Annotated in this window: 26 protein-coding genes, 2 tRNA genes, 1 other RNA gene and 1 pseudogene; 9 read left to right on the plus strand and 21 right to left on the minus strand. The window is 66.0% G+C overall.

The features are described 5' to 3' along the window. Positions 1-97: 97 nt before the first annotated feature. The 10 genes and pseudogenes from H9L13_RS08810 to thiE all read right to left on the minus strand — a co-directional run. Positions 98-760 (minus strand): annotated as a pseudogene (locus tag H9L13_RS08810) (complex I 24 kDa subunit family protein); the annotation flags it as partial. Then, entirely contained in the window at positions 760-1,974 is a 1,215-nt protein-coding gene (locus H9L13_RS08815; protein ID WP_187540279.1) for an NADH-quinone oxidoreductase subunit D, read from the minus strand. The gene H9L13_RS08815 and the pseudogene H9L13_RS08810, both read right to left, overlap by 1 nt. Positions 1,975-2,012: 38 nt before the next feature. Further along, a complete protein-coding gene (locus H9L13_RS08820; RefSeq protein WP_187537366.1) occupies positions 2,013-2,840 on the minus strand; it encodes an NADH-quinone oxidoreductase subunit C in 828 nt (275 codons plus the stop codon). Between the two features lie 118 nt (positions 2,841-2,958). Beyond that, positions 2,959-3,507, minus strand: coding sequence for a NuoB/complex I 20 kDa subunit family protein (locus H9L13_RS08825; protein WP_187540282.1), 549 nt, complete (start codon positions 3,505-3,507; stop codon positions 2,959-2,961). A gap of 23 nt (positions 3,508-3,530) precedes the next feature. Next, on the minus strand, positions 3,531-3,908 hold the full coding sequence (gene ndhC / locus H9L13_RS08830; protein WP_187537367.1) for an NADH-quinone oxidoreductase subunit A: 378 nt from the start codon (positions 3,906-3,908) through the stop codon (positions 3,531-3,533). Positions 3,909-3,979: 71 nt separating this feature from the next. Continuing rightward, the gene (locus H9L13_RS08835) at positions 3,980-4,792 is read right to left on the minus strand and encodes an inositol monophosphatase family protein (RefSeq protein WP_187537368.1); all 813 of its coding nucleotides are present in this window, start codon (positions 4,790-4,792) and stop codon (positions 3,980-3,982) included. A 2-nt stretch (positions 4,793-4,794) separates the two neighbouring features. After that, positions 4,795-5,358 (minus strand): elongation factor P, encoded by a 564-nt coding sequence (gene efp / locus H9L13_RS08840; RefSeq protein ID WP_187537369.1) that lies wholly within the window; start codon positions 5,356-5,358, stop codon positions 4,795-4,797. A gap of 177 nt (positions 5,359-5,535) precedes the next feature. Then, positions 5,536-6,174 carry a M23 family metallopeptidase gene (locus H9L13_RS08845; RefSeq protein ID WP_187537370.1) on the minus strand — a complete coding sequence of 213 codons (639 nt, stop codon included), beginning with the start codon at positions 6,172-6,174 and terminating at the stop codon, positions 5,536-5,538. A 13-nt stretch (positions 6,175-6,187) separates the two neighbouring features. Next, positions 6,188-7,255, minus strand: coding sequence for a L,D-transpeptidase family protein (locus H9L13_RS08850; RefSeq protein ID WP_235090837.1), 1,068 nt, complete (start codon positions 7,253-7,255; stop codon positions 6,188-6,190). 71 nt (positions 7,256-7,326) lie between these two features. Beyond that, positions 7,327-7,992 carry a thiamine phosphate synthase gene (gene thiE, locus H9L13_RS08855; RefSeq protein ID WP_187537371.1) on the minus strand — a complete coding sequence of 222 codons (666 nt, stop codon included), beginning with the start codon at positions 7,990-7,992 and terminating at the stop codon, positions 7,327-7,329. Between the two features lie 35 nt (positions 7,993-8,027). Here thiE and H9L13_RS08860 point away from each other — a divergent pair, with 35 nt between their 5' ends. Beyond that, positions 8,028-8,414, plus strand: a complete 387-nt coding sequence (locus H9L13_RS08860; protein WP_187537372.1) for a hypothetical protein — start codon at positions 8,028-8,030, stop codon at positions 8,412-8,414. Here the strand turns inward: H9L13_RS08860 and H9L13_RS08865 are convergent. The 4 genes from H9L13_RS08865 to tkt all read right to left on the minus strand — a co-directional run bounded on the left by H9L13_RS08865 (position 8,411) and on the right by tkt (position 13,648). Next, entirely contained in the window at positions 8,411-9,310 is a 900-nt protein-coding gene (locus H9L13_RS08865; RefSeq protein ID WP_187537373.1) for a fructose bisphosphate aldolase, read from the minus strand. The genes H9L13_RS08860 and H9L13_RS08865 overlap by 4 nt on opposite strands. Beyond that, on the minus strand, positions 9,297-10,526 hold the full coding sequence (locus tag H9L13_RS08870) for a phosphoglycerate kinase (RefSeq protein ID WP_187537374.1): 1,230 nt from the start codon (positions 10,524-10,526) through the stop codon (positions 9,297-9,299). The genes H9L13_RS08865 and H9L13_RS08870 overlap by 14 nt, the downstream gene beginning before the upstream one ends. Positions 10,527-10,655: 129 nt before the next feature. Further along, positions 10,656-11,663 (minus strand): type I glyceraldehyde-3-phosphate dehydrogenase, encoded by a 1,008-nt coding sequence (gap, locus tag H9L13_RS08875; protein ID WP_187537375.1) that lies wholly within the window; start codon positions 11,661-11,663, stop codon positions 10,656-10,658. Beyond that, the gene (gene tkt / locus H9L13_RS08880) at positions 11,660-13,648 is read right to left on the minus strand and encodes a transketolase (RefSeq protein ID WP_187537376.1); all 1,989 of its coding nucleotides are present in this window, start codon (positions 13,646-13,648) and stop codon (positions 11,660-11,662) included. Before tkt ends, gap begins: the two co-directional genes overlap by 4 nt. A 147-nt stretch (positions 13,649-13,795) precedes the next feature. On the opposite strand from tkt, the gene H9L13_RS08885 reads away from it, so the two are divergent. From H9L13_RS08885 to H9L13_RS12775, 7 genes are all read left to right on the plus strand, one after another. Further along, positions 13,796-13,969, plus strand: a complete 174-nt coding sequence (locus H9L13_RS08885) for a hypothetical protein (RefSeq protein WP_187537377.1) — start codon at positions 13,796-13,798, stop codon at positions 13,967-13,969. After that, positions 13,969-14,295 carry a cell division protein ZapA gene (locus H9L13_RS08890; protein WP_187537378.1) on the plus strand — a complete coding sequence of 109 codons (327 nt, stop codon included), beginning with the start codon at positions 13,969-13,971 and terminating at the stop codon, positions 14,293-14,295. The genes H9L13_RS08885 and H9L13_RS08890 overlap by 1 nt, the downstream gene beginning before the upstream one ends. Positions 14,296-14,306: 11 nt before the next feature. Further along, positions 14,307-14,462: non-coding RNA, 6S RNA (gene ssrS / locus H9L13_RS08895), on the plus strand. Next, entirely contained in the window at positions 14,449-15,072 is a 624-nt protein-coding gene (locus H9L13_RS08900) for a 5-formyltetrahydrofolate cyclo-ligase (protein ID WP_187537379.1), read from the plus strand. Before ssrS ends, H9L13_RS08900 begins: the two co-directional genes overlap by 14 nt. A 140-nt stretch (positions 15,073-15,212) precedes the next feature. Then, a complete protein-coding gene (locus tag H9L13_RS08905) occupies positions 15,213-15,365 on the plus strand; it encodes a DUF2842 domain-containing protein (protein ID WP_425326500.1) in 153 nt (50 codons plus the stop codon). Positions 15,366-15,418: 53 nt separating this feature from the next. Then, positions 15,419-16,306, plus strand: coding sequence for a cell wall hydrolase (locus H9L13_RS12955; RefSeq protein WP_342354478.1), 888 nt, complete (start codon positions 15,419-15,421; stop codon positions 16,304-16,306). Further along, on the plus strand, positions 16,303-16,539 hold the full coding sequence (locus H9L13_RS12775) for a hypothetical protein (protein WP_244954843.1): 237 nt from the start codon (positions 16,303-16,305) through the stop codon (positions 16,537-16,539). The genes H9L13_RS12955 and H9L13_RS12775 overlap by 4 nt, the downstream gene beginning before the upstream one ends. Here the strand turns inward: H9L13_RS12775 and H9L13_RS08915 are convergent. The 7 genes from H9L13_RS08915 to H9L13_RS08945 form a co-directional block, all read right to left on the minus strand. After that, positions 16,536-17,294, minus strand: a complete 759-nt coding sequence (locus tag H9L13_RS08915) for a J domain-containing protein (protein WP_187537380.1) — start codon at positions 17,292-17,294, stop codon at positions 16,536-16,538. The two genes, H9L13_RS12775 and H9L13_RS08915, sit on opposite strands and share 4 nt — an antisense overlap. Before the next feature lie 39 nt (positions 17,295-17,333). Beyond that, positions 17,334-17,410 (minus strand) — tRNA-Asp (locus H9L13_RS08920). Positions 17,411-17,430: 20 nt separating this feature from the next. Then, positions 17,431-18,720: an AI-2E family transporter gene (locus tag H9L13_RS08925; protein WP_408022110.1), complete on the minus strand. Its 1,290-nt coding sequence runs from the start codon at positions 18,718-18,720 to the stop codon at positions 17,431-17,433. A 90-nt stretch (positions 18,721-18,810) separates the two neighbouring features. After that, positions 18,811-18,894, minus strand: a tRNA-Leu gene (locus H9L13_RS08930). Positions 18,895-18,937: 43 nt separating this feature from the next. Beyond that, on the minus strand, positions 18,938-19,570 hold the full coding sequence (queE, locus tag H9L13_RS08935; protein ID WP_187537381.1) for a 7-carboxy-7-deazaguanine synthase: 633 nt from the start codon (positions 19,568-19,570) through the stop codon (positions 18,938-18,940). Positions 19,571-19,603: 33 nt separating this feature from the next. Next, positions 19,604-20,098 (minus strand): DUF805 domain-containing protein, encoded by a 495-nt coding sequence (locus H9L13_RS08940; protein WP_187537382.1) that lies wholly within the window; start codon positions 20,096-20,098, stop codon positions 19,604-19,606. Between the two features lie 61 nt (positions 20,099-20,159). Then, complete coding sequence (locus H9L13_RS08945) at positions 20,160-21,668, minus strand: YifB family Mg chelatase-like AAA ATPase (protein ID WP_187537383.1); 1,509 nt, start codon at positions 21,666-21,668, stop codon at positions 20,160-20,162. Positions 21,669-21,758: 90 nt separating this feature from the next. Here H9L13_RS08945 and H9L13_RS08950 point away from each other — a divergent pair, with 90 nt between their 5' ends. After that, entirely contained in the window at positions 21,759-22,151 is a 393-nt protein-coding gene (locus tag H9L13_RS08950) for a hypothetical protein (RefSeq protein ID WP_235090859.1), read from the plus strand. The last annotated feature ends 34 nt before the right edge of the window (positions 22,152-22,185 follow it).

A 22,185-nucleotide genomic window follows, 5' to 3' on the forward strand; every position in this document is an offset into this window, starting at 1 on the left:
GCGCTGCGACACCGTCGAGCAAGCGCCCTTCGACAAGCTCAGGACGAACGAGGTTGGAGTTCAGCAGGCCCATCACGCCCCTCCCCGCCGTCGCGGTCCACATTGGGCGATAGTCGTAATTGCGCTCGGCCATTTTCTTCAAGGTCGTCGGGCCGCCTTCGGGGCAGCTGGTCTGACGATCGACCTGCGGACCGATCTTGGGCGACTTCCCCGCCGCCAGCGCGTCGAGGATCGCGCCCATGCTCTCCTCGGTCAGATCTTCGTAATTGTCGTCGTTGATCTGGACCATCGGCGCGTTGGCGCAGGCGCCAAGGCACTCGACCTCGGTCAAAGTAAACACGCCGTCGTCGGTGGTGTGACCCTTCTTGAGGCCGCGCGCCTTGCACGCCGCGAGCACATCGTCCGACCCGCGCAGCATGCACGGCGTCGTCCCACACACCTGCACATGATATTTGCCGACCGGCGCGAGGTTGAACATCGTGTAGAAGGTCGCGACCTCGAGCACGCCGATGACCGGCATGTCGAGCTCGCGCGCAACAAATTCCATGACCGGAATCGGCAGCCAGCCCTGCGTCCCCGTCTCCGCCCCGACCTGCCGCTGGGCAAGGTCGAGCAGCGGGATGACCGCCGACATCTGCCGCCCCGCGGGATAGCGCGCGATGAACGCGGCGGCCGCCTTCGCATTGGCGTCGGTCCAGGCAAAGCCCGACCAGCGCGCGCGGATCTCGGCGTCGTCGAGGATGGAGGCTTGGCCAGCCATTAGCGATCGCACTCCCCGAACACAACGTCGATGGCGCTGAGCACCGCGGTGACGTCGGCGAGCATGTGGCCCTTCATCATGAAGTCCATCGCCTGGAGATGGCTGAAGGCGGTCGGGCGAATCTTGCAGCGGAACGGGCGGTTGGTGCCGTCGGCGACGAGGTAGACGCCGAATTCGCCCTTGGGGCTTTCGGTCGCGACATACACTTCGCCCGCGGGCACGTGATAGCCTTCGGTGTAGAGCTTGAAGTGGTGGATGAGCGCCTCCATCGAGGTCTTCATCTCGGCGCGGCTTGGCGGGAACACCTTGCTGTCGGCGCCGATCGGCCCGGCCGGCATTTCCTTCAAACACTGGCGCGCGATCTTCCAGCTCTGCCGCACTTCCTCGACGCGGACCATGAAGCGGTCGTAGCAATCACCGCGCGTGCCGACGGGAATGTCGAAGTCCATCCGGTCGTAGACTTCGTAGGGCTGGCTGCGGCGGATGTCCCACGGGATGCCCGCGGCGCGGATCATCGGGCCGGAGAAGCCCCAGGCGATCGCGTCTTCCTTGCTGACCGTGCCGATGTCGACATTGCGCTGCTTGAAGATGCGGTTGTCGGCGACCAGGCTGATCGCGTCCTCGAACAGCCGCACGCGGTTGTCGAGGAAGTCGCCGATCATGTCGAGCACCTTGGGCGGAATGTCCTCGCGCACGCCGCCGACGCGGAAGTAATTGGCGTGCATCCGCGCGCCCGAGACATGCTCGTAGATCTGCATCAGGTCTTCGCGCAGCTCGAACAACCACAGGTTCGGCGTCATCGCGCCCACGTCCATGATGTGCGCGCCCAGGTTGAGCATGTGGTTCTTGATGCGGGTCAGTTCCGCCATCAGCACGCGGATGTACTGGGCGCGGATCGGGATCTCGAGCCCGAGCAGCTTTTCGATCGCCAGCACGAAGCTATGCTCCATGCACATCGGCGAGCAATAATCGAGCCGATCGAAGTAAGGCAGCGCCTGGGCGTAGGTTTTGTACTCGATCAGCTTCTCGGTGCCGCGGTGGAGCAGCCCGATATGCGGATCGACCCGCTCGACGACTTCACCGTCGAGCTCGAGGATCAGGCGCAGCACGCCGTGCGCGGCGGGATGCTGCGGGCCGAAGTTGATCGTGTAATTGCTGATCGCCTCGTCGCCGGCGGTGACGTCGCCGGCTTCGCGCGGCGCGCCGACAGTCATTTCGACCTTGCGCGTGCGATCGTCGGTGCGGACGTCGGTCATGCCTTCGGTTTCCGCTTGGCCGCGGGCTTCCTTGCCGCAGGCTTGCTGACTTCGCTTTCGGCCTTGGCCTTGGACGACTTGCGGGCCTGCCGGTTGCCCTCGGCATTGGTCGGCTCGCCCGCGCCGGTCTGCGCCGAGCTTTCGGTGACCTTGGGCGTTTTCGCCGGAGTTGCGGGATTGACCGGGGCGGTGCCGGTCGGCGCGGGCGCGGGGGTCGGCGCACCCGGCTGCTGCGGCGCCGCCTTCTCGTCCCCGGGCAGATGATATTCGGGGCCTTCCCACGGCATCAGGAAGTCGAAGTTGCGGAAATCCTGGGGCAGCGACACGGGCTCATACACCACACGCTTTTCGGCCTCCGAATAGCGCAGCTCGACATGGCCGGTCAGCGGGAAGTCCTTGCGCTGCGGATAGCCTTCGAACCCATAATCGGTGAGGATCCGGCGGAGGTCGGGATTGCCGCTGAAGCCGACGCCATACATGTCGAACACTTCGCGCTCGAGCCAGCCCGCAACCGGCCACAGGCCGGTGACGCTGGGCACCGGCGTATTCTCGTCGGTTGCGACATGCACGCGGACGCGGTGGTTTTTGGTCAACGACAGCAGGCAATAGACGACTTCGAACCGCTCGGGCCGGTCGGGATAGTCGACCCCGGCGATCTCCATCAGCTGCTGATATTCGTGCTCGTCGCGCAGGGTGCGCAGAACCTCGACGAGGTTATCGCGCGCGACATCGAACGCGGTCTCGATGCCGGCGCGAGCGGTCGCGTTGGCGAGCTTGCCAAGCGCGGCCGGAGCCTCGGCATATCGGGGCGCGGACGAAGCCATCAGCGCTTCCCCAACCCGTTTGTGTCGAGCGAAGTCGAGACACCCATCGACCCAGCTCGGGGCAGGCGTCCCTCGACTTCGCTCGGGACGAACGGATTTGTGGTGAACAACTTTGTCCTCACCGCTCGATCGTCCCTTCGCGGCGGATTTTCCGCTGCAGTTGCAGGATACCGTAGAGCAAGGCCTCGGCAGTCGGCGGGCAACCGGGGACGTAGATGTCGACCGGGACGATGCGGTCGCAGCCGCGGACCACCGAATAGCTGTAGTGATAATAGCCGCCGCCATTGGCGCATGACCCCATCGAGATGACGTATTTGGGATCGCTCATCTGGTCGTAGACGCGGCGCAGCGCCGGGGCCATTTTGTTGCACAGGGTGCCGGCGACGATCATCACGTCCGACTGGCGCGGGGAGGCGCGCGGCGCGACCCCGAAGCGCTCGAGGTCGTAGCGCGGCATGTTGACGTGGATCATCTCGACCGCGCAGCAGGCCAGGCCGAAGGTCATCCACCACAAAGATCCGGTGCGTGCCCAGGTGAACAAATCCTCGGTCGAGGTGACGAGGAAGCCCTTTTCGTTGAGGCTCTGCTGAAGCTCGGCAAGCTTCTTCTGGTCGACTTCGCCCGGAACAAGACCGGCGATCCGCGCGAGTTCTTCCTCGCTCGGCATGCGGTCTTCGTCGGGGCGAAGCATCACTCCCATTCGAGCGCACCCTTCTTCCAGGCATAGGCCAGGCCAAGACCGAGTTCGGCAAGGAAGATCATCATCGCCGTCCAGCCGCTCCACTGCGTGAAGTCGAGGCTGACCGCCCATGGGAACAGGAAGGCCGCTTCGAGGTCGAAGACGATGAACAGGATCGCGACCAGGTAGAAACGGACGTCGAACTCGGCGCGCGCATCCTCGAACGCGGGAAAGCCGCATTCATATTCGCTGAGCTTGGCCGGATGGGGCTGGTGCGCGCCGGTCAGGCGCGACACGATCATCGGCAGCACGACGAAGGCCGCCGAGAGACCCAGCGCGACGCCCAAGAACAGCAGGATCGGCAGGTAGCCGGCGGCAACGCTTGCCAAGGGACACTCCGAGGAACGAAAGTTGGCGGCTCTCTAGGACAGCAGGTTGCGGGCCGCAACCTTCCCAGACGCTATCTGAGCGCTCCGGCGATGAGCTTTTGCAGCTTGCTGTGGATGGCCGCCGATCCGGCGACATATTCGCGCCGCTCGAACATCCGGTCGGAGCCGCGATAGTCGCTGACGAACCCGCCCGCTTCCTTGATCAAAAGCATGCCCGCGGCGGTGTCCCAGGGGTCGAGATCGTCTTCCCAGAAACCGTCCATCCGCCCCGCCGCGACCCAGGCGAGGTCGAGCGAGGCGGCGCCGAAGCGGCGGACGCCCGACACTTCCGGCCCGATCGCCGAATAGATGCTTGCCCAACGGGCCGCATCGCCGCGGCCGCAATGCGGAATGCCCGTGCCGATCAGGCTGTCCGACAGGTCGCGCCGCGCGGACACGCGGAGGCGGGCGTCCTGGAGCCACGCGCCGCGGCCCTTTTCCGCCCAAAAGCTTTCGTCGGTCAGCGGCTGATAGACGAGGCCTTGCGTGATTTCGGAGCCGCCGCCGGGCTTACGCTCCTCCACCGCGATCGAGATCGCGAAATGCGGAATGCCGTGAAGGAAGTTGCTGGTGCCGTCGAGTGGATCGACGATCCACCGCGGCTTGGCCGGGTCGCCCGCGATTTCGCCCGCTTCCTCGACCAGCAGGCCCCAGTCGGGCCGGGCGTAGCGCAGTTCGTCGACGATCGTCGCTTCGGCGCGCTTGTCGGCCATCGAGACGAAGTCGGCCGGCCCCTTACGGCTCACCTGCAGGTGCTCGACCTCGCCGAAGTCCCGCCGCAGCCGCGGCGCCGCCTTGCGCGCGGCGCGGGTCATGACGGTGATCAGGCCGGAATGCGAAACCATCCTTAGTCGGCGCGCCGGACGTAAGTCTGCTCATACACGTCAACGACGATCTTCGTCCCCGCGCCGATATGCGGCGGAACCATCACGCGGACGCCATTGTCGAGCATTGCGGGCTTGTAGGAGGAGCTGGCCGTCTGGCCCTTCACCACCGCGTCGGCCTCGACGATCATCGCTTCGATCGTGTCAGGCAGCTGCACGCTAATAGGCTTTTCGTCGTACAGCTCCATGATCACGTCCATGCCGTCCTGGAGGAAGGCGGCGGCATCTCCGAGCAGGTCGCGCGGAAGGCTGATCTGCTCGTAATTTTCCTTGTCCATGAAGGTCAGCATGTCGCCGTCGGCGAACAGGAACTGGAAATCCTTGGTGTCGAGGCGGACTCGCTCGACCGTCTCGGCGGAGCGAAAGCGGACGTTGTTCTTGCGCCCGTCGATCAGGTTCTTGAGCTCGACCTGCATGTAGGCGCCGCCCTTGCCCGGCTGCGTATGCTGGATCTTCACCGCGCGCCAGATGCCGCCTTCATATTCGATGATGTTGCCGGGACGGATGTCCACGCCGCTGATCTTCATGTGCTCGAACCTTTGAAAGAACCCGTGCTGCCGTGCTTCGAGACGGCACTTCGATGCGCTTCGCTTACTCAGCGCCTCCTCAGCATGAGCGGAGAAGAAACCCGCTCGTCCTGAGGAGCGGCTGAGCGAAGTCGAAGACGCGTCTCGAAGGACCCGGACACGGCCAAGGCCGCGCCCTTAGCCGCCGGCCCTTCGTCCGGCAAGCAGCGGGTAGGGATTGATCGGTACGCCGTGCCACCATTTCTCGTTCGGCTGCATCTGGTTGATCGCGAAATGGAGATGCGGCCCGGCCGGGTTGGCGTTGCCGGTGTGGCCGACGCGGCCGACCAGCTGTCCGCGGCGCAAGTGCTGCCCTTCGCGCAGGCCCGGCGCGTAGCTTTGCAGGTGCGCATAATAATAGCTCCAGCGGCGGTCGGGGGAGCGGACATAGAGCGTAAGCCCACCCTGGGCGCTGTTGAAGATCTTCTCGACCGTGCCGTCGCTTGCCGACACAACGGGCGTTCCTTCGGGCGCCATGATATCGATCGCATCGTGGCGCCGCGCGCCGCCCGCGCGCGCTTGCGTGAAGGTGTCCGTCAGTTGCGCCGCGCGAATCCCGGCGACCGGGATGGCAAGACCCGCGGGGCCGACCTCGACGCCTTCCGCGATCGCCACCGCCGGACCGCCGGCCGGATTCACGACCATCTTGTCGCCCGAGGCCGTCACGCGCCCGTTCGGCTCGCGGCCCGCCGATGACGGTACGAAATTGTAGAACCAGATCCAGAACATGCTCGTCACGAACGCCGTGAGGAGCGCGGTGCCGATGACCTTGAGCATGCCCCTCCGCTAGTTACGCCTGGAAAATGGCAGTGAAGCCCGGCTTCATCATCCGCGCAAGCCTTAACACGTCCCAGTTGGTCATCCGGATGCATCCGCTCGATTCGGCGCGGCCGATCGTCTGCGGCTCATTGGTTCCGTGAATCCCGTAATGCTCCTTGGTGAGGTCCAGCCAGGCGACCCCCACGGGCCCGTTCGGCCCCGGCGGCAAGCGCAATTCCTTGTCCGTCTTGGGATTGTTGAGGATCGCGGGGTTGTAGTTGAACGGCGGCAGGAACGCATAGGTCGTCGCCTTCCAGCGGCCGATCGGCAGCGGATATTCCTTCGACCCCATGGTCACCGGGAAGGCCGCGACGAGCCGGTTGCCGTCGGACTCATCCTCGCCCTCGCCGGGCACGTCGCCCGAATAGACCTTGAGCACGCCTTCGCTCTTGTCGACCACGACATAATCGCCCTGCGGCTGTTCGCCGTTGACGTTGAGCGCGCCCATCGCGCCGCCCCCGTTGCCCGGTGTGCCGCCATAGTCGCGCGACTGGGGAACGACGTTGGGCAGCCGAAGCGTCTGTCCAAGCCCGATCAACTTATCCGGACCATTCAGTGCGACGATCGTCGCCGGGGTGGTATGGTAGCGTTCGGCCACCTTCTCCAGCATGTTGCGATAGCCGAGGAACTTGAGCTCGGCCTGCTTTTCCGGGTCCGACGGGAAGGGATAGACGTAATTGCTGCGGACATCGTCCGGCCCCAGCTTGACCATCACCGTCGACGGCCGGTTGGCCTGGAGAAGCGCGGCGCGAGTCTCGTCGTCCAGTTCGCCCGTACGGTCGAGCCCGCGCGATTCCTGGAAGCTTTCGAGTGCCAGCTTGAAGGATTCGCCCGCCTTGCCGTCGATCACGCCGGGCGAAAAGCCATGCGCGGACATCAGCACCTGGGCGTGAAACAGCGTGCCGTCGATCGGTGACCCCGGCGTGCCGGGGGCAACCCAGGTCTTGCTGGGTGAGTTGGTGGACTGCGATTGCTGGGCAATAACGGACGGGGCGGCAATGCCGGCCAGCAAGACGGCGGTAATGATCGGGACGCGCAACTTCACTCTCCTCGAAGGCGATTCGAGGGTCAAACGATGCGTAAGCGCGAGAGTTTCCGCGCCAGGCGCGCTTATCCTTTCAAGATCTCCGCGAAGGCCGCGACCGCCGCTTTCGGATCGTCCTTGCCCCACACCGCTTGGCACACCGCCAGGAAATCGGCGCCGGCTTCGACCAGCGGCTTTGCGTTGGCGGGGGTGATCCCGCCGATTGCCACGCAGGGGATTTCGAACAAGGTCGCCCACCAGCTGAGGATCGCGGGATCGGGGCGATAGTCGCTCGGCTTGGTCGTGGTCGGGTAGAAGGCGCCGAACGCGACATAATCGGCTCCCGCCTCGCCTGCGTCCATCGCCAGATGGCGGCTGTCGTGGCACGTCTTGCCGATCTGCGCGGTGGGGCCGAGCGCATTGCGTGCCTCGCGAATGTCGCCGTCCTGCTGGCCGAGGTGGACGCCGTCGGCGCCGAGCTGCTTGGCGAGCGCGATGCTGTCGTTGACGATGAACGCGACCTCGGCGTCGGCGCAGATGCGTTGCAGCGGCTCGGCAAGGCGGGCGAGATCATGCTCGCCGACGTCCTTGACGCGCAGCTGGAAGGCGGTTGCGAGGCCGGGCTCGAGCGCGGCCCTGAGCCGATCGGCGAAGCTCCCACCGACCTCCTGCGGGCTGATCAGATAAAGCTCCGCCGGCGCCGTCCGCGACGGCGGGGGAAAAATCGTCAGGTCGGCTTCGTCTTCGTTCATCGGCCGTCCACTAGCCGAGGCGATAGTCTTGGCCAATGACGACTCTGCTTATGCTCGTGCTCGCCGCGATTGCTTCGCCGGGAAGCACCGGCGCCCACGCGACGGCTTCGGCGCATGCCCGCTTCGATGCGACGCTGACCGTGCCGTTCGGTCGCGAAATTCGTTTCAACAATCTCGCCTTGCGTCCGACGCGGATCGTCGAGGACAGCCGCTGCCCCACGGATGCGCAATGCGTCTGGGCCGGGCGGCTCCGCGTCGAATTCGCCGTCCGCGGGCGGCCGCCCGTGATCCTTGAGAGCGGCAAACAGGTGGCGATTGCAGGCATGCGGGTAACGCTGACCGACGCCAGCCCCCGCAAGCGCGCCGGGCAAACGATCGTGCCGAGGGACTACCGCTTCACGCTCCGGCTGCAAAAGCCCTAGGCGTCGGCTTTCTCGGTCGACGCTTCGTAGATTTCGTCGATCGCTGTTCCGAGCGTGCGGTCGAACTCCTCGTCGCTCTGGCCGTGACGCAGGTCCGACAGAAGCGCGCGGCTGAAGCTGGCGATCATGCCGGGGTTCTTTGCAAGTTCACGACACGCCTCGGCGCGGCTGAACCCGCCCGACAGCGCGACCACGCGCAGCACCTTGGGATGGTCGACCAGCGGCTGGAACAGGCCGGCTTCGGCCGGGATGGTGAGCTTGAGCATCACCTGCTGGCCATCGGGCAGTGAGTCGAGATTCTTGAGGATTTCGCGCAGCAGGATGCGATCGGCGGCGTCGCGCTCGGGACTCTTGATGCTGACTTCGGGCTCGACGATCGGCACCATGCCGTGGCCGAGCACCTGGCGCGCGACTTCGAACTGCTGCGCGACCGCGGCGGCGATGCCGGCCTCATTGGCGAGGTTGATGACCGAGCGTTCCTTGGTGCCGAACACGCCGAGGCCCTTGGCCTTGGTCAGGAGCGCATCGAGGCCCGGATTGGGCTTCATCAACTGGACGCCGTCACGTTCCTCCTCAAGGCCCTTGTCGATCTTGATGAAGGGCACCACGCCCTGATCGATTAGCGCCTGCGGGGTCGGCTTGCCCGCGACCTGCCCGTCCATCGTCCGTTCGAACAGGATCGCGCCGATGATCTTGCCGCTGCCGAAGCTGGGCGCAGTGATGATGCGCGAGCGCATGTCATGAATCAGGCCGAACATCTCTTCCTCGGTCGACCACGCGCTTTCGTCGACCCCATAGCCGGCAAGCGCCTTGGGCGTGCTTCCGCCCGATTGGTCGAGCGCAGCGATGAAGCCGTTGCCGCTACGAATTTTCTCTTTCATCTCAGACTGGTTCATGTGTCGCCTCTGCTTGTTGCTGAAGGGCGGCGACGCCGGGCAGCGTGCGCCCCTCCATCCATTCCAAAAACGCGCCTCCGGCAGTGGAGACGAAGGTGAAATCGGCGGCCGCGCCGGCATGATTGAGCGCCGCGACGGTATCCCCGCCCCCGGCGACCGAGACCAACGACCCGCTCTTGGTCAGCGCTGCCGCGGTCTGCGCCAGGCTGACCGTCGCCGTGTCGAACGGCGGTGTTTCGAACGCCCCGAGCGGCCCGTTCCAGACGAGGGTACGGCAAGTCTTGAGTGCATCGGCGAGCGCCTCGACCGCCGCGGGGCCCACGTCGAGGATCATTTCGTCGGGGGCGACTTCGTGGACGTTGCAGGTGCGGACGCTCGGCGGGTTGGCCGCGAACTCCTTGGCGACGACGACGTCATAGGGAAGGTGGATCGTGCAGCCGGCCTCGTCGGCGCGGTCGAAGATCGCATTCGCCTCGCCCGCCATGTCATGCTCGGCGAGCGACTTGCCGACATCGACCCCGCGCGCGGCGAGGAAGGTGTTGGCCATCGCGCCGCCAATGATCAAATGGTCGACTTTGCGCACGAGGTGCGTGAGCACGCCGAGCTTGGTCGAGATCTTGGCCCCGCCGACGACGGCCGCGACCGGCCGCTCGGGTTCGCCCAGCGCGCGCTGCAACGCCTGCAATTCGCGCTCCATCGCGCGGCCGGCAAAGCTCGGCAGGTGATGCGTGATCCCTTCGGTCGAGGCGTGGGCGCGGTGCGAGACCGAGAAGCCGTCGTTGACATAATAATCGCCGAGGGCGGCCATGGCCTTGGCAAGCGCAGGGTCGTTCTTCTCCTCGCCGAGGTGGAAGCGCGTGTTCTCGAGCACGCCGATGTTGCCGGGCAGCATGGTCGTCACCGCGCGCTCGGCCTCCGGCCCCTGGCAATCCTCGATGAACCGCACCGAGCGGCCCGCCAGCCGGTGGATCGGCAGCACCAGTTGCGCCAGCGACATGTCGGGCCGCGTCTCGCCCTTGGGCCGCCCGAAGTGCGACAGCAAAAGCACGATCGCGCCACGGTCGGACAGTTCGAGCACGCTCGGCAGCATCGCGCGCAGCCGCGTGTCGTCGGTGACCTTGGCGCCGTCCATCGGCACGTTGAGGTCGGCACGGACGAGCACCGTCTTGCCGGTGAGGTCGTCGGGAAGATCGTCGAGGGTGTTGAACTTAGGCAAACGAATCCACCTCCGTTCGTCCTGAGCGGAGCGCGAAGCACGCAGTCGAAGGGCGCTGGGCGCGAACGTCGTGAGTGCGCCCTTCGACTTCGCTCAGGACGAACGAGATTCCAGGACTTGGTACGAAAGTCATCCCAGCTTCGCCATCGCGCCCGCAGTGTCGATCATGCGGTTCGAGAAGCCCCATTCATTGTCATACCAGCTGACCACGCGAACCAGCTTGCCCTCGATCACCGCAGTCTCGAGGCTGTCGACGGTCGAGCTCGCCGGATTATGGTTGAGGTCGATCGAAACCAGCGGCTCGTCGGTGTAGGCGAGGATCCCCTTGAGCGGCCCGCTGTCCGACGCCGCCTTGAGCGCGGCATTGACCTCGTCGCGCGTGGTGTCGCGGGTCGGCGTGAAGGTCAGGTCGACCAAGCTGACGTTGGGCGTCGGCACGCGCACCGCCGAGCCGTCGAGCTTGCCCTTCAATTCGGGCAGCACCTCACCGACCGCGCGGGCGGCGCCGGTGGTGGTCGGGATGATCGACATCCCGGCAGCGCGGGCACGGCGCATGTCGCTATGGATCTGGTCGAGGATCTTCTGGTCGTTGGTGTAGGCGTGGATCGTGGTCATCAGGCCGCGCTCGATGCCGAATGTGTCGTTCATGACCTTGGCGACGGGCGCCAGGCAGTTGGTGGTGCAACTGGCGTTGCTGACGATCTTGTGGTCGGCGGTCAGCTTGTCGTGGTTGACGCCGTAGACGACGGTCAGGTCGGCGCCCTTCGCGGGGGCCGAGATCAGGACGCGCTTGGCGCCGGCATCGAGATGCTTCTGCCCACCTTCCTTGTCGGTGAAGAAGCCGGTGCATTCGAGCGCGATCTCGACGCCCAGATCCTTGTGCGGCAGTTTCGACGGGTCGCGTTCGGCGGTGACCTTGATGCGCTTGCCGTCGACGATCATCGTATCGCCCTCGGCGCTGACCTCGCCCGGGAAGGGCCCATGGACGCTGTCGCGCTTGAACAGCATCGCATTGGCCTTCGCGTCGGCCAGGTCGTTGATCGCAACCAGTTCGAGCCCGCAATCGGGCCGCTCGAGGATCGCGCGGGCGACGAGGCGGCCGATGCGGCCGAAGCCGTTGATTGCAACTTTGGTCATGTGAGTCCTCTTTGTTTCCTGAAGTCGATGACACGGGCCGCGACCTTGTCCGGGGTCAGCCCAAAATGGTCGAACGCGTCCTTGGCGGGCGCCGAGACACCGAAGCGGTCAATGCCGATGCGCAGGCCGTGCAGGCCGGTGTAGCGTTCCCACCCGAAAGTCGTTCCCGCCTCGATCGACACGCGCAGGATCTCACGGTTCGACACGTCGGGCAGGATGTCCTCGCGATACTCGGGAGCTTGCGAATCGAACCGTTCGGTGCACGGCATCGAGACAACGTCGGCGCCGATCCCCTGCGCTTCGAGCTGCTCCGCCGCGCCAAGTGCAACCTGCACTTCCGCACCGGTCGCGATCAGAATCACCTTGCGCGACTTGCCGGCGCTTTTGAGGCGGTACGCGCCTTTTGCCGACAGATTGGACTTTTCCGCCTTGGTCCGCACCGGCGCCAAATTCTGCCGCGACAGCGCGAGCACGCTCGGCTCCTCGCTCTGCAGCGCGAGCGCCCAGCATTCGGCGGTCTCGACCGCGTCGGCAGGGCGATAGACCTGAAGCTGCGGCATCGCGCGCAGGCTTTGCAGATGCTCGATCGGCTGATGCGTCGGCCCGTCCTCGCCAAGCCCGATGCTGTCATGGGTCATGACGTAGATCACGCGCGCCTTCTGCAACGCCGACAGGCGGATCGCGGGGCGCGCATAATCGGTGAAGACGAGGAAGGTCCCGCCGTAGGGAATGACGCCGCCATGCAGCGCCATGCCGTTCATCGCCGCGGCCATGCCGAACTCGCGGATGCCGTAATAGATGTAACGCCCCCCATAATCATCGGCGGTCAGCGGCTGCATCGCCTTGGTCTTGGTGTTGTTCGATCCCGTAAGGTCGGCCGATCCGCCAAGTGTGGCGGGGATCGCGGCATTGATCGCTTCCAGCGCCATTTCCGACGCCTTGCGCGTCGCCACCGGCTTCAGGTCGCCGAGCAATTTTTCGAGATAGGGTTGGAGCCAGGCGTCATCGACCTTGCCGTCGATCCGCGCGAGGAAATCGTCCCCCTTGCTGCTGGCCTTCAACCGGCGCTGCCATTCAGCGCGGTCCGCCGAGCCGCGTGCGCCCACCTTGCGCCACGCGTCGAGCACGTCGGGCGGGACGGTGAATTCCTGCGGCTCGAGCCCAAGCTCCTTGCGTGCCGCCTCGACCTCGTCCTTGCCCAGCGCCGCGCCGTGCGTCGCCGCGGTGCCCTGCAGATTGGGCGCGCCGTAGCCGATAATCGTCTTGCAGCGGATCAGGGTCGGCCGCTCGTCGGCGATCGCCTTCTCCAGCGCCTTGGACACCTTACCGGCGTCGAGCCCGTCGCATTCGAGCGTCTGCCAGCCCGCCGCCTGGTGCCGCGCGACGACATCCTCGCTGCGCGACAGATCGGTCGACCCGTCGATCGTGATCTTGTTGTCGTCCCACAGCACGATCAGCCGCCCGAGCTTCAAATGCCCGGCAAGCCCGACCGCTTCATGATTGACGCCCTCCATCAGGCAGCCGTCGCCAGCGATGACGAAGGTGCGGTGATCGACCAGATCGTCGCCATAGACCGCGTTCAGGTGCCGCTCGGCGATTGCCATTCCGACGCCCATCGCCAGCCCCTGCCCCAGCGGGCCGGTGGTGACCTCGACCCCCGGAAGCTCGAAATTCTCGGGGTGGCCCGCGCATGGGCTGCCCAGCTTGCGGAAGGCCTTGATGTCGTCGAGCGTCGGCCGCGCGTAGCCGGTGAGGTAGAGCAAAGCATAGATCAGCATCGATCCGTGTCCCGCGGACAGGATGAAGCGGTCGCGGTCGGGCCAGTGCGGATCGGCCGGATCGAACTTCAGATGCTTGAGGAACAGGGCCGTGGCGGCGTCCGCCATGCCCATCGGCATGCCGGGATGACCGCTGTTGGCGGTCTCCACCGCGTCCATCGCGAGGGCGCGAATGGCGTTGGCGAGACGGCGTTGGGTCGGCTGCATCGGGGCTCCGGCAATGGGGTTTGCGCCGCGCGGGAATCTTCGGCAGCGACGCGGCTCCATTAGCCGCCCTGCCGGTCAGGTCAAATCGCCGCATCACCGCGACGGGGACGCTTGCCGGGAATCGTCAGAAGTGCTTAGCGCAAGCGTATGGACGACAACGGCCTTTCCTCGGCGTTCGACCGTGCCGAACGGGCGCTCGACCGGATCGAGCGGGCGCTAGCCAACCGCCAACCCCCCAGCAGCCGCGACGAGGAGTTGCGGACGCGGGTGCGCGAAGTGGTGGACGAGCTTGACCAGCTGATCCGGGAGGCCGCCGCCTGATGGCCCGCCTGATCGATATCAATATTGCTGGGCGCACTTATCAGGTCGCCTGCCGCGAAGGCGAAGAGGAGACGCTCCGCGCCGCGGCGCGGCTGGTCGATGCCAAAAGCCGCGAAGCCCTGGCCGGGCTAGGCACGCTCAGCGAAGCGCGCCAGTTCCTGTTCGCATCGCTGCTGCTGGCCGACCAACTGGTCGACAATCGGCCCGACGCGGCCCCTCCGCCGCCAACCGCGCCCGATCCCGCGCTCATCAGCCGCGCCGACAGTCTTGCCAGCCGGCTCGAGTCGCTTGCCGCACACCTTGAGGCGGAAGGGCAGAATGCTTAAGTAGGGCCCGACGGGTACTGCCTCGTACGAGCCTTCGGAAAATCCCTGAGGCTATTCATTCCTAATGGGAGCTGTCCCTGCCCGGACCCTGGTCCGGATCATACGGCGCCCACCTGACGTTTTGGCGTCAGAGGATTTTAGGGCAAACGGCCAATGGTGGTCCCGTCACTTCCCCCCGGCCCCAGCGGCCCCACGCTCCACCCGGCGATCGGTCCGCCGGCCAAGGATGTCATGCGCAAGGCCGCGCTCGACGCGCGCAAGGCCTTCGTTCGCATCCTGTCCGATGCCGAGCGTGCGCAGCTTGAGCAGCGTTTGGCGGAGCAGCTCACCTCGCTCTGCGCCGAGGCGAGCGTGGTCGGCGGCTACGCGCCCCTGGGAAGCGAGATCAGCCCCAAGCTGGCGACCGAGGAAGCGCGCGCGGTCGGCCGAATCGTCGCTTATCCCGCGTTCGATCATCCCGCCAAGCCGTTCAAGTTCCGCGCCGGCGACCCGCTGCAGCCGGGGCCGTTCGGAATCATGCAGCCAAAAAAGTCGGCGCCCGTGGTCGTTCCCGACCTCATCCTGGTGCCGCTGATCGCGATCGATGGCGCGGGCACGCGCCTCGGCCGCGGCAAGGGCCATTATGACCGCGCCCTCATTTCGCTGCGCAAGAGCGGCGCGCGTCTGGTCGGGGTCGGCTGGCCGATGCAGCGTCTGGCGGAGACGATCCCTGCGGACGAATGGGACGTGCCTCTGGACGCCTTCGTCAGCCCCGATGGAGTGGAGGAGTTCCGCTAGCGTGTCCAAGAGTCCTCCGGTCATCCTTGAGAAATCCGCGAAACTAGGACACGCGTTCTCGGGTGCCGCAACCCCCCGCTCCTTCCTATCGCGCGATTACGGGAATCGGGCTGATCTTGCTGTTGATCGTCGTCTGGGCGGTGTTCGTCGCAAGCTTGGCGCCGTTCGTCGGGGAATGGCCTATCGCCGTTCAGGCTCTATTCTATCTGGTCATGGGAATAGCTTGGATTATCCCCTTGAAACCGTTGGTTAGGTGGATCCAGACGGGCCGGTTCAAACGTCCCGTCAAATGACGTGAAAAACGCAAGTTGAAGCAACTGTATTAGTTGAGTATAGCAGCAGGGAAATGACGCAGGTTCTGGCCGTTTCGCAGCCCTTCGTGGGCCTCATCAAGGCACGTGCCGTGCAGGTGCGCGGCCGGGCGGCGAAGCTTTGGCAATCGCACCCCCGTGAAACGGTCGGCTTCGGCCTGCTTTGCGTCGCCGCGATCACGCTGGCCATCGCCAGCGTGTCGCAGCCCGAAGCGGCGCATGCGCAGACGCCGCCCGCGCCCCCGCCGCTCCTCATTCGCGAAATCCCGAAAACGCAGGCGGTCGCGGTCAATCAGCATATCCCGCTAAGCTCCGGTCCCAATCCGGCGGCGGCGCCGTTTAAATTCCAGGGCAGTGCAGAAGCGCGCGCCCGCGCCGCCGAATGCCTCGCCAGCGCGGTGTATTACGAAGCCGGTCAGGAAAGCAGCGATGGCCAGCGCGCGGTCGCGCAGGTGGTGCTGAACCGCGTGCGCCACGGCGCCTTCCCCGCCACCGTCTGCGGCGTCGTCTATCAGGGATCGACGCGCGCGACTGGCTGTCAGTTCACCTTCACCTGCGACGGATCGCTCTACCGGGGCGCCGATGTCGCCGGCTGGCGCCGCGCCTATAAGGTGGCCGAAGCCGCGCTTGCCGGCGCGGTCTATGCGCCGGTCGGCTGGGCGACGCATTATCACGCCAACTATGTCGTGCCCTACTGGGCGCCGACGCTGGCGAAGAATGCCGTGGTCGGCGCGCATATTTTCTATCGCTGGGCCGGCAATTGGGGACGCCCCCAGCTTTCGCCCAGACGTATGCGCGCAATGAGCCGAGCGTCTCCGCCCTGCGCAGCGCTGCCCTCGCGGCCGAGGCGGCAACCGCGCTGCAGCCCGCGCAGCGCGAGGTGGCCGAGGCGATCGAGGATATTCCTGGCGCGCAGGCGATGACCCCGCTCGCGCCGTCGATGCGCGGCGACAAGCGCGTTGCCGTGCGCTTCAACATGGCGGCTCGCGAAGCCTCGGCCAAGGTCGAGCCCAAGGCCTATGTCGAAAAGTTCGAGGCCTCCGACAACCTTCGCTGGACGCTTTCGGGCGGTGCACCCGCTGCCGATCAGCCGGGTCTCGGTCGCAAGGCCGAAGCGGCCGCGCCGGCCGACAACCCCGCCAGCGCTCAGGACTAATCCGGCACGGCCTCCGCGCGCACCGGCGGCGCGGGCTCGGCGGGCGGCGCCAGCGCAAGCTCGGTGCGCAAGCGGAGCTGGTCGAGCCGCCCATCGATCGCCAGATAATCGCTGGACAGCAAAGCCCCCGCGCGCATCAGCCGGCTGGTGACGGCGAGCTCGCCGAAGGGGCCGCGGTCGCGCAGCGGATCGCGATCCTGGACGAAGGTCGCCACATAATCGAATGCCGCACAGCGATCGAACTGCTCGAGCGAGGGCTCGTTGCGCAGGCGCAGATGGCAATCCCGGCTTGCCGCCGTCAGTGCGATTTCATCTTCCCCGCGCGCCATGCTCGCTGCTCGTGCGATTTCCTCGTCAACCGCTGGAAAGACGATCGGCTGGTCCATCGGCTCCCCGGTGCGGGCGACCGCCTCGGACTTGCCGACGGGCAGTACGGGGGCAATGTCGGCCGAACTCATCAAGGCGGTCGCCGCGACGAGGGCGAGAGAGCCTGCCGCGGCCGCGATCGCGAGGCCGGTCCACAAGCCGCGGCGCGAACCGAAAACCTGATCGTCTTCAAGCTCCAAATGCGCCTTGTGGGCGCCCGCGCGAAGTTCGCGATAGGCGCGGTTGATCTGCGCCGCGCGCGCCGAATCCCCGCCTTCGCGGTCGGGATGATGCTGCTTGATCAGCTGTTTGTAGGCGCGCTCGACGGTCTCGCGGTCGGCGCCCGGCTCGAGCCCGAGGATTGCATGAGCAGACGGTTCGGCACGCATCGCGCGCCGGTCTAGTCCACCTTCGAAGATTAAGGAAAGTGGCGCGAGTGACGGGGCTCGAACCCGCGACCTCCGGCGTGACAGGCCGGCGCTCTAACCAACTGAGCTACACCCGCGTTCTTGGGGTGGCGGCGAACTAGGTGGCGGGCTTTTCGGTGTCAACCATGGCGGGCTCCATTTCGCGCCGTTCGTCCGCTTCTTCTTCATCCGGGTCGCCGACATGGGTCAGTGTCCCGTCTTCGAAAAGGAAGCCGGCGATGTCGGGCGTACCGGCGGCCGAGAAGACCGTTTTGAGGATGATCAGCAGCGGAACCGCAAGCAGCGCGCCGGTCGTCCCCCATACCCATGCCCAGAAGGACAAGGAGACAAGGATCGCGAGCGGGCTGATGGTCAGCCGGTGACCGACGATAAGCGGGGTAAGAACGTTCGCTTCGACCATGTGCAGGCCAATGAACACCGCCGGCGGCAGCAGCGCCGTCCAGATGTCGGGGAAGGTCATCAAGCCGCCGACGAACAGCAACAGCGAAGCGACGATGGGGCCGAGATACGGGATGTAGTTCAGCACCGCGACGATGCCGCCCCACATCACCGGCGAATCCATGCCGATCTGCCACAGGATCAGCGACGTCAGCGCGCCTAGCCCGACATTGATGACAGTGATCGTGCCAAGGTAGGTCGAAGTCGCGTCGACCACCTGCTGGATTACGCGCGCGGTAGTCAGCGCGCCTTCGAAGCTGCCGCGGCTGACGATCGTCTGCTTGCGCATCGCGGTCCAGCCCGCGAGGAAGAAATAGATCACCAGCAGCGCGAAAAACAGCTGGATGAGCAGGTGCGGCGCCGACGAAGTCAGCAGGCCGAGCATCGAATTGGGCGTCTCGATGCGCACCGCATTGGCGCCGCTGTCGCCGATCGGCATCTGGTTGAGGATCCGGTCGATGAACCGTTCGGCATTCTTGTAGAGGTCGAACACGGGTTCGAGCGCGGTCCGAACCTGGTCCATCTTCTGCGGCACCTGCGCCACCCAATCGGTCGCCGGGATGACGATCGATCCAATGGCAAAGATCGTCAGCACGAGGAAGATGACGACGCACAGCGCCGCCGCAAGCCGTGAATTCACCCCGCGCCGTTCAAACCATTCGAGCAAAGGCACCAGCGCGATGGCGATCACCAGCGCGGCAGTCACCGGCATGAAGAACTCCGCCCCGGCGCGCAGCGCAAAGGGCATGGCGATGAGCAGGCCGACGCCCCCGATCAAGGTCAGCGAGGCGAGAAGGCGGTCGCGCTTCACCGTCATCGATTCGGCAAGGATGTGCGCCTCGTCGTCGGTATGCTGGTCGTGCGGCTTGCGCGTTCGGGCGTCCATGTGGTGACGATATCGGGCGGAAAGGGCGCCGTCACGGAGTAAATCCGTGACGTCGATCGCCATGCCTGCGGCAATCGTCGGCCGCCGCTTAGCCGGCTCTTCGCGCTGCTCGACGATTGCTGCGCAATCATCTCGCTACGCTCGGCGTCTGGGTGGTGCCCCTGGTCCGACTCGAACGGACACGTCTCTCGACAAACGATTTTGAGTCGTTCGCGTCTACCATTCCGCCACAGGGGCACGCGGGCGCCCTAGCTAGCGAGCGCGCCGCGCCGGGGCAATATCAGGGAATGCCGATCAGCTTGTGGGTTTGCAGGCTGAGCCGCCATTGCGGATGATCGAGGCAGTAGCGCACCGCCGCAGCGGTATTCTCGGCCACCGCGGGTCCGTCCATCGGCTGAAGCCAGAACTGGTCGAACGCGAGGCCGGCGACCGCTTCGGGCAGCAGGCCGGGCTGCGGATAAACCAGCTTCAGCTCGTTGCCCGAGCGCTGAACGAGCGGCGCCCCGGCCTTGGGACTGACGCAAATCCAGTCGATCCCCGCATCGGCGGAGAGCGTCCCGTTGGTTTCGATCGCGATCTCGAACCCATGCGCGTGCAGCGCCGAGACCAGCTCCGGATCGACCTGCAGCATCGGCTCGCCCCCGGTCAGCACGGTGAACCGCCCCCCGTGCCCTTCCCCCCACTGGCGGGCGATCTCCGCCGCAAGCGACTCTGCCGACGCGAACTTGCCGCCATTCTCCCCATCGGTGCCGACAAAGTCGGTGTCGCAGAAATTGCACACGGCCGCCGCCCGATCCTGCTCCCGCCCCGACCACAAATTGCACCCTGCGAACCGGCAGAAGACTGCGGGGCGCCCAGCGTGGGCACCCTCGCCCTGCAGCGTCTTGAAGATTTCCTTGACCGCGTAAGCCACGCGGCGGCGCTTAGTCGCAGCGCTGCCCCGGCGCTAGCTTAGGGGGTCTGACTGCCCCTCCGCCGATCCATACGGGTCTGGCCCATACCGGTTGGCGCCTTCCGTTCCTCTCCTGAGCGAGAAGATGAGCAGGATTACCGCGATGATGAAGAATGCGATGAGTGCGACGAAGAACATTGAGCTTAGATCGGCATTTTCGCCCAGCCCCGACAATTCTGCTTGGACGATTTCAAAGGCGATGACTGCAACCGGGATGAGCATTGCCACGAGCCACCAACTGCTGCGGTCGATGTCGTGCAAGCGGCGAGACATCACCGCGATCCCCGGAATGAAGAGCGCGAGCGTGACGATCCAGCCGAACAGGCCCTGTTCGAAACCTAGCGCCCAATCCAGGCCATCGAGCAGCAGACCCAGCGCAAAGGTCGCGCCGGAAAACCACCAATATTCAGCGCGTGGCGCACGTCCCGAAAATTGGGCGTAGCGCTTGAGCGGAAGAAGCGCCCATTCGACCGGCGATCGTTCTTGCATTCTTCATCCCCCCAATCATTGTTTTTGCGTAGCAAGCCCTTTGCTAAGCGATGGTTACGGCTCAGTTGTGCGGTGCCTGTCGGCGGTAACTGAGGGCCTCGGCAACATGGATGCGCCCCACCTGCTCGGCCCCCGCTAGGTCGGCGATGGTGCGCGCGACGCGCATCACGCGATGGTAGCCGCGCGCGGAAAGCCGCATTGCCGCGGCCGCGTCGGCGAGCAGCTTGCGGCCCGGGTCGTCGGGCGTCGCCACTGCATCGAGCAGCTCGCCATCGGCTTCGGCATTCGTGCGCGGGCCGTGGCCGTTGTAGCGCCGCGCCTGAACCTCGCGGGCGGCGGCCACCCTTTGCGCGACGTCGATGCTGCCCTCTGCCGGTGGCGGGAGGGTGAGGTCGGCGGCGGACACGCCATTCACCTCGACGTGGAGGTCGATGCGGTCGAGCAGCGGGCCAGACACGCGCGCCTGATAATCGGCGGCACAGCGCGGCGCGCGGCTGCACGCCAGCGCCGGATCGCCAAGGTGCCCGCAGCGGCACGGGTTCATCGCCGCCACCAGCTGGACCCGCGCCGGGAAGGTCACATGCGTGTTGGCGCGCGCGACGCTGACATTGCCGGTTTCCAGCGGCTGGCGAAGCGAATCGAGCACTGGCCGCTGGAATTCGGGCAGCTCGTCGAGGAATAGCACGCCGAGGTGCGCAAGGCTGATCTCGCCCGGACGCACGCGCAGTCCGCCGCCGACCAATGCGGGCATCGAGGCGCTGTGGTGCGGCGAGCGGAACGGCCGGCGGCGACGGATCTTGCCCCCGCCAAGGTCGCCCGCGACCGAAGCGACCATCGACACTTCGAGGGCCTCCGCCGGTTGCAGCGGCGGCAGGATTCCGGGCAGGCAGGCGGCAAGCAGCGACTTGCCCGCGCCGGGCGGGCCGCTCATCAGCAGATTATGCCCGCCCGCGGCGGCAATCTCGAGCGCGCGCTTGGCGACTTCCTGCCCCTTGACCTGGGCGAGGTCGGGGCCGCGTTCGAGCGGCTCGGCCTCGACCTCGGCGGGCGCGGGCAGCAAGGCGGTGCCCTTGAGATGCGCGAGGAGCGCGAGCAGGTCGGGTGCGGCAACGACGTCAAGCTCCCCCGCCCAAGACGCTTCGCTGCCTTGCGACGCGGGGCAGATCAGCCCCTTGTCCGCGCCCGAGGCGTGGATCGCCGCAAGCAGCACGCCCGGAGAGGCGGCGATGCGACCGTCGAGGCACAATTCCCCCACCGCGACATAATGCGACAGCGTTTCGGCATCGGTTGCGCCGATCGCCGCCAGCAGGCCAAGCGCGATCGGAAGGTCGTAATGCGACCCCTCCTTTGGCAAGTCGGCTGGTGACAAATTGATCGTGATCACCTTGGGCGGGAGCGCAAGGCCGATCGCGGCGAGCGCGGCGCGCACCCGCTCGCGGCTTTCGCGCACGGCATTGTCGGGTAGGCCAACGACGGTGAAGCGCGGCACGCCCGAGGTCAGCTGGACCTGGACTTCGACGGCGCGGGCTTCGAGGCCGAGATATGCCACAGTGGCGACGGTCGCAGCCATCAGGCCCCGTCCCCCAAACGCACAACGATGTTCAGACGTCCCCCTAGCTCGGCGCGGCCACGCTAGCGTGCCGTAGCGGCATTGGGCAAGGTGCTTGCGCGAACCGGTTTCGCGAACCACATGGGCGGCAAGATGATAACGCGGGAACAATGGCGGGCGTTTATCGACCATCCGATCGTCGAATGGACGATCTTCGCCATCGGCGTGATCCTGCTTTTGCTGACCCCCGTTGTCGGTGCGCTGCCTGGACCGGGCGGAGTCGTGATCGGCGGGCTTGGCTTGGCGATGGTGCTGAAGACAAGCATGTGGGCAAAGCGCCACTACGTCCGGTTCAAGCGCTGGCAGCCGCGGGTAATGGGACGCCGGATGAATCCCGGCACTTGGACGGACTGGGCGCTGCGCCGGCAAAGTGCCAAACGCCGCGAGGAAATGCGCAAGCAGAAGGAGCTCGAAAGTGGCCAGGTCGAGAGCAAGGTCGATTGACTTGGCGACATCTCTCCACTATCGGCGCGCACGA

This window comes from Sphingomonas lutea (assembly GCF_014396785.1).
In the GTDB taxonomy this organism is placed as follows: domain Bacteria; phylum Pseudomonadota; class Alphaproteobacteria; order Sphingomonadales; family Sphingomonadaceae; genus Sphingomicrobium; species Sphingomicrobium luteum.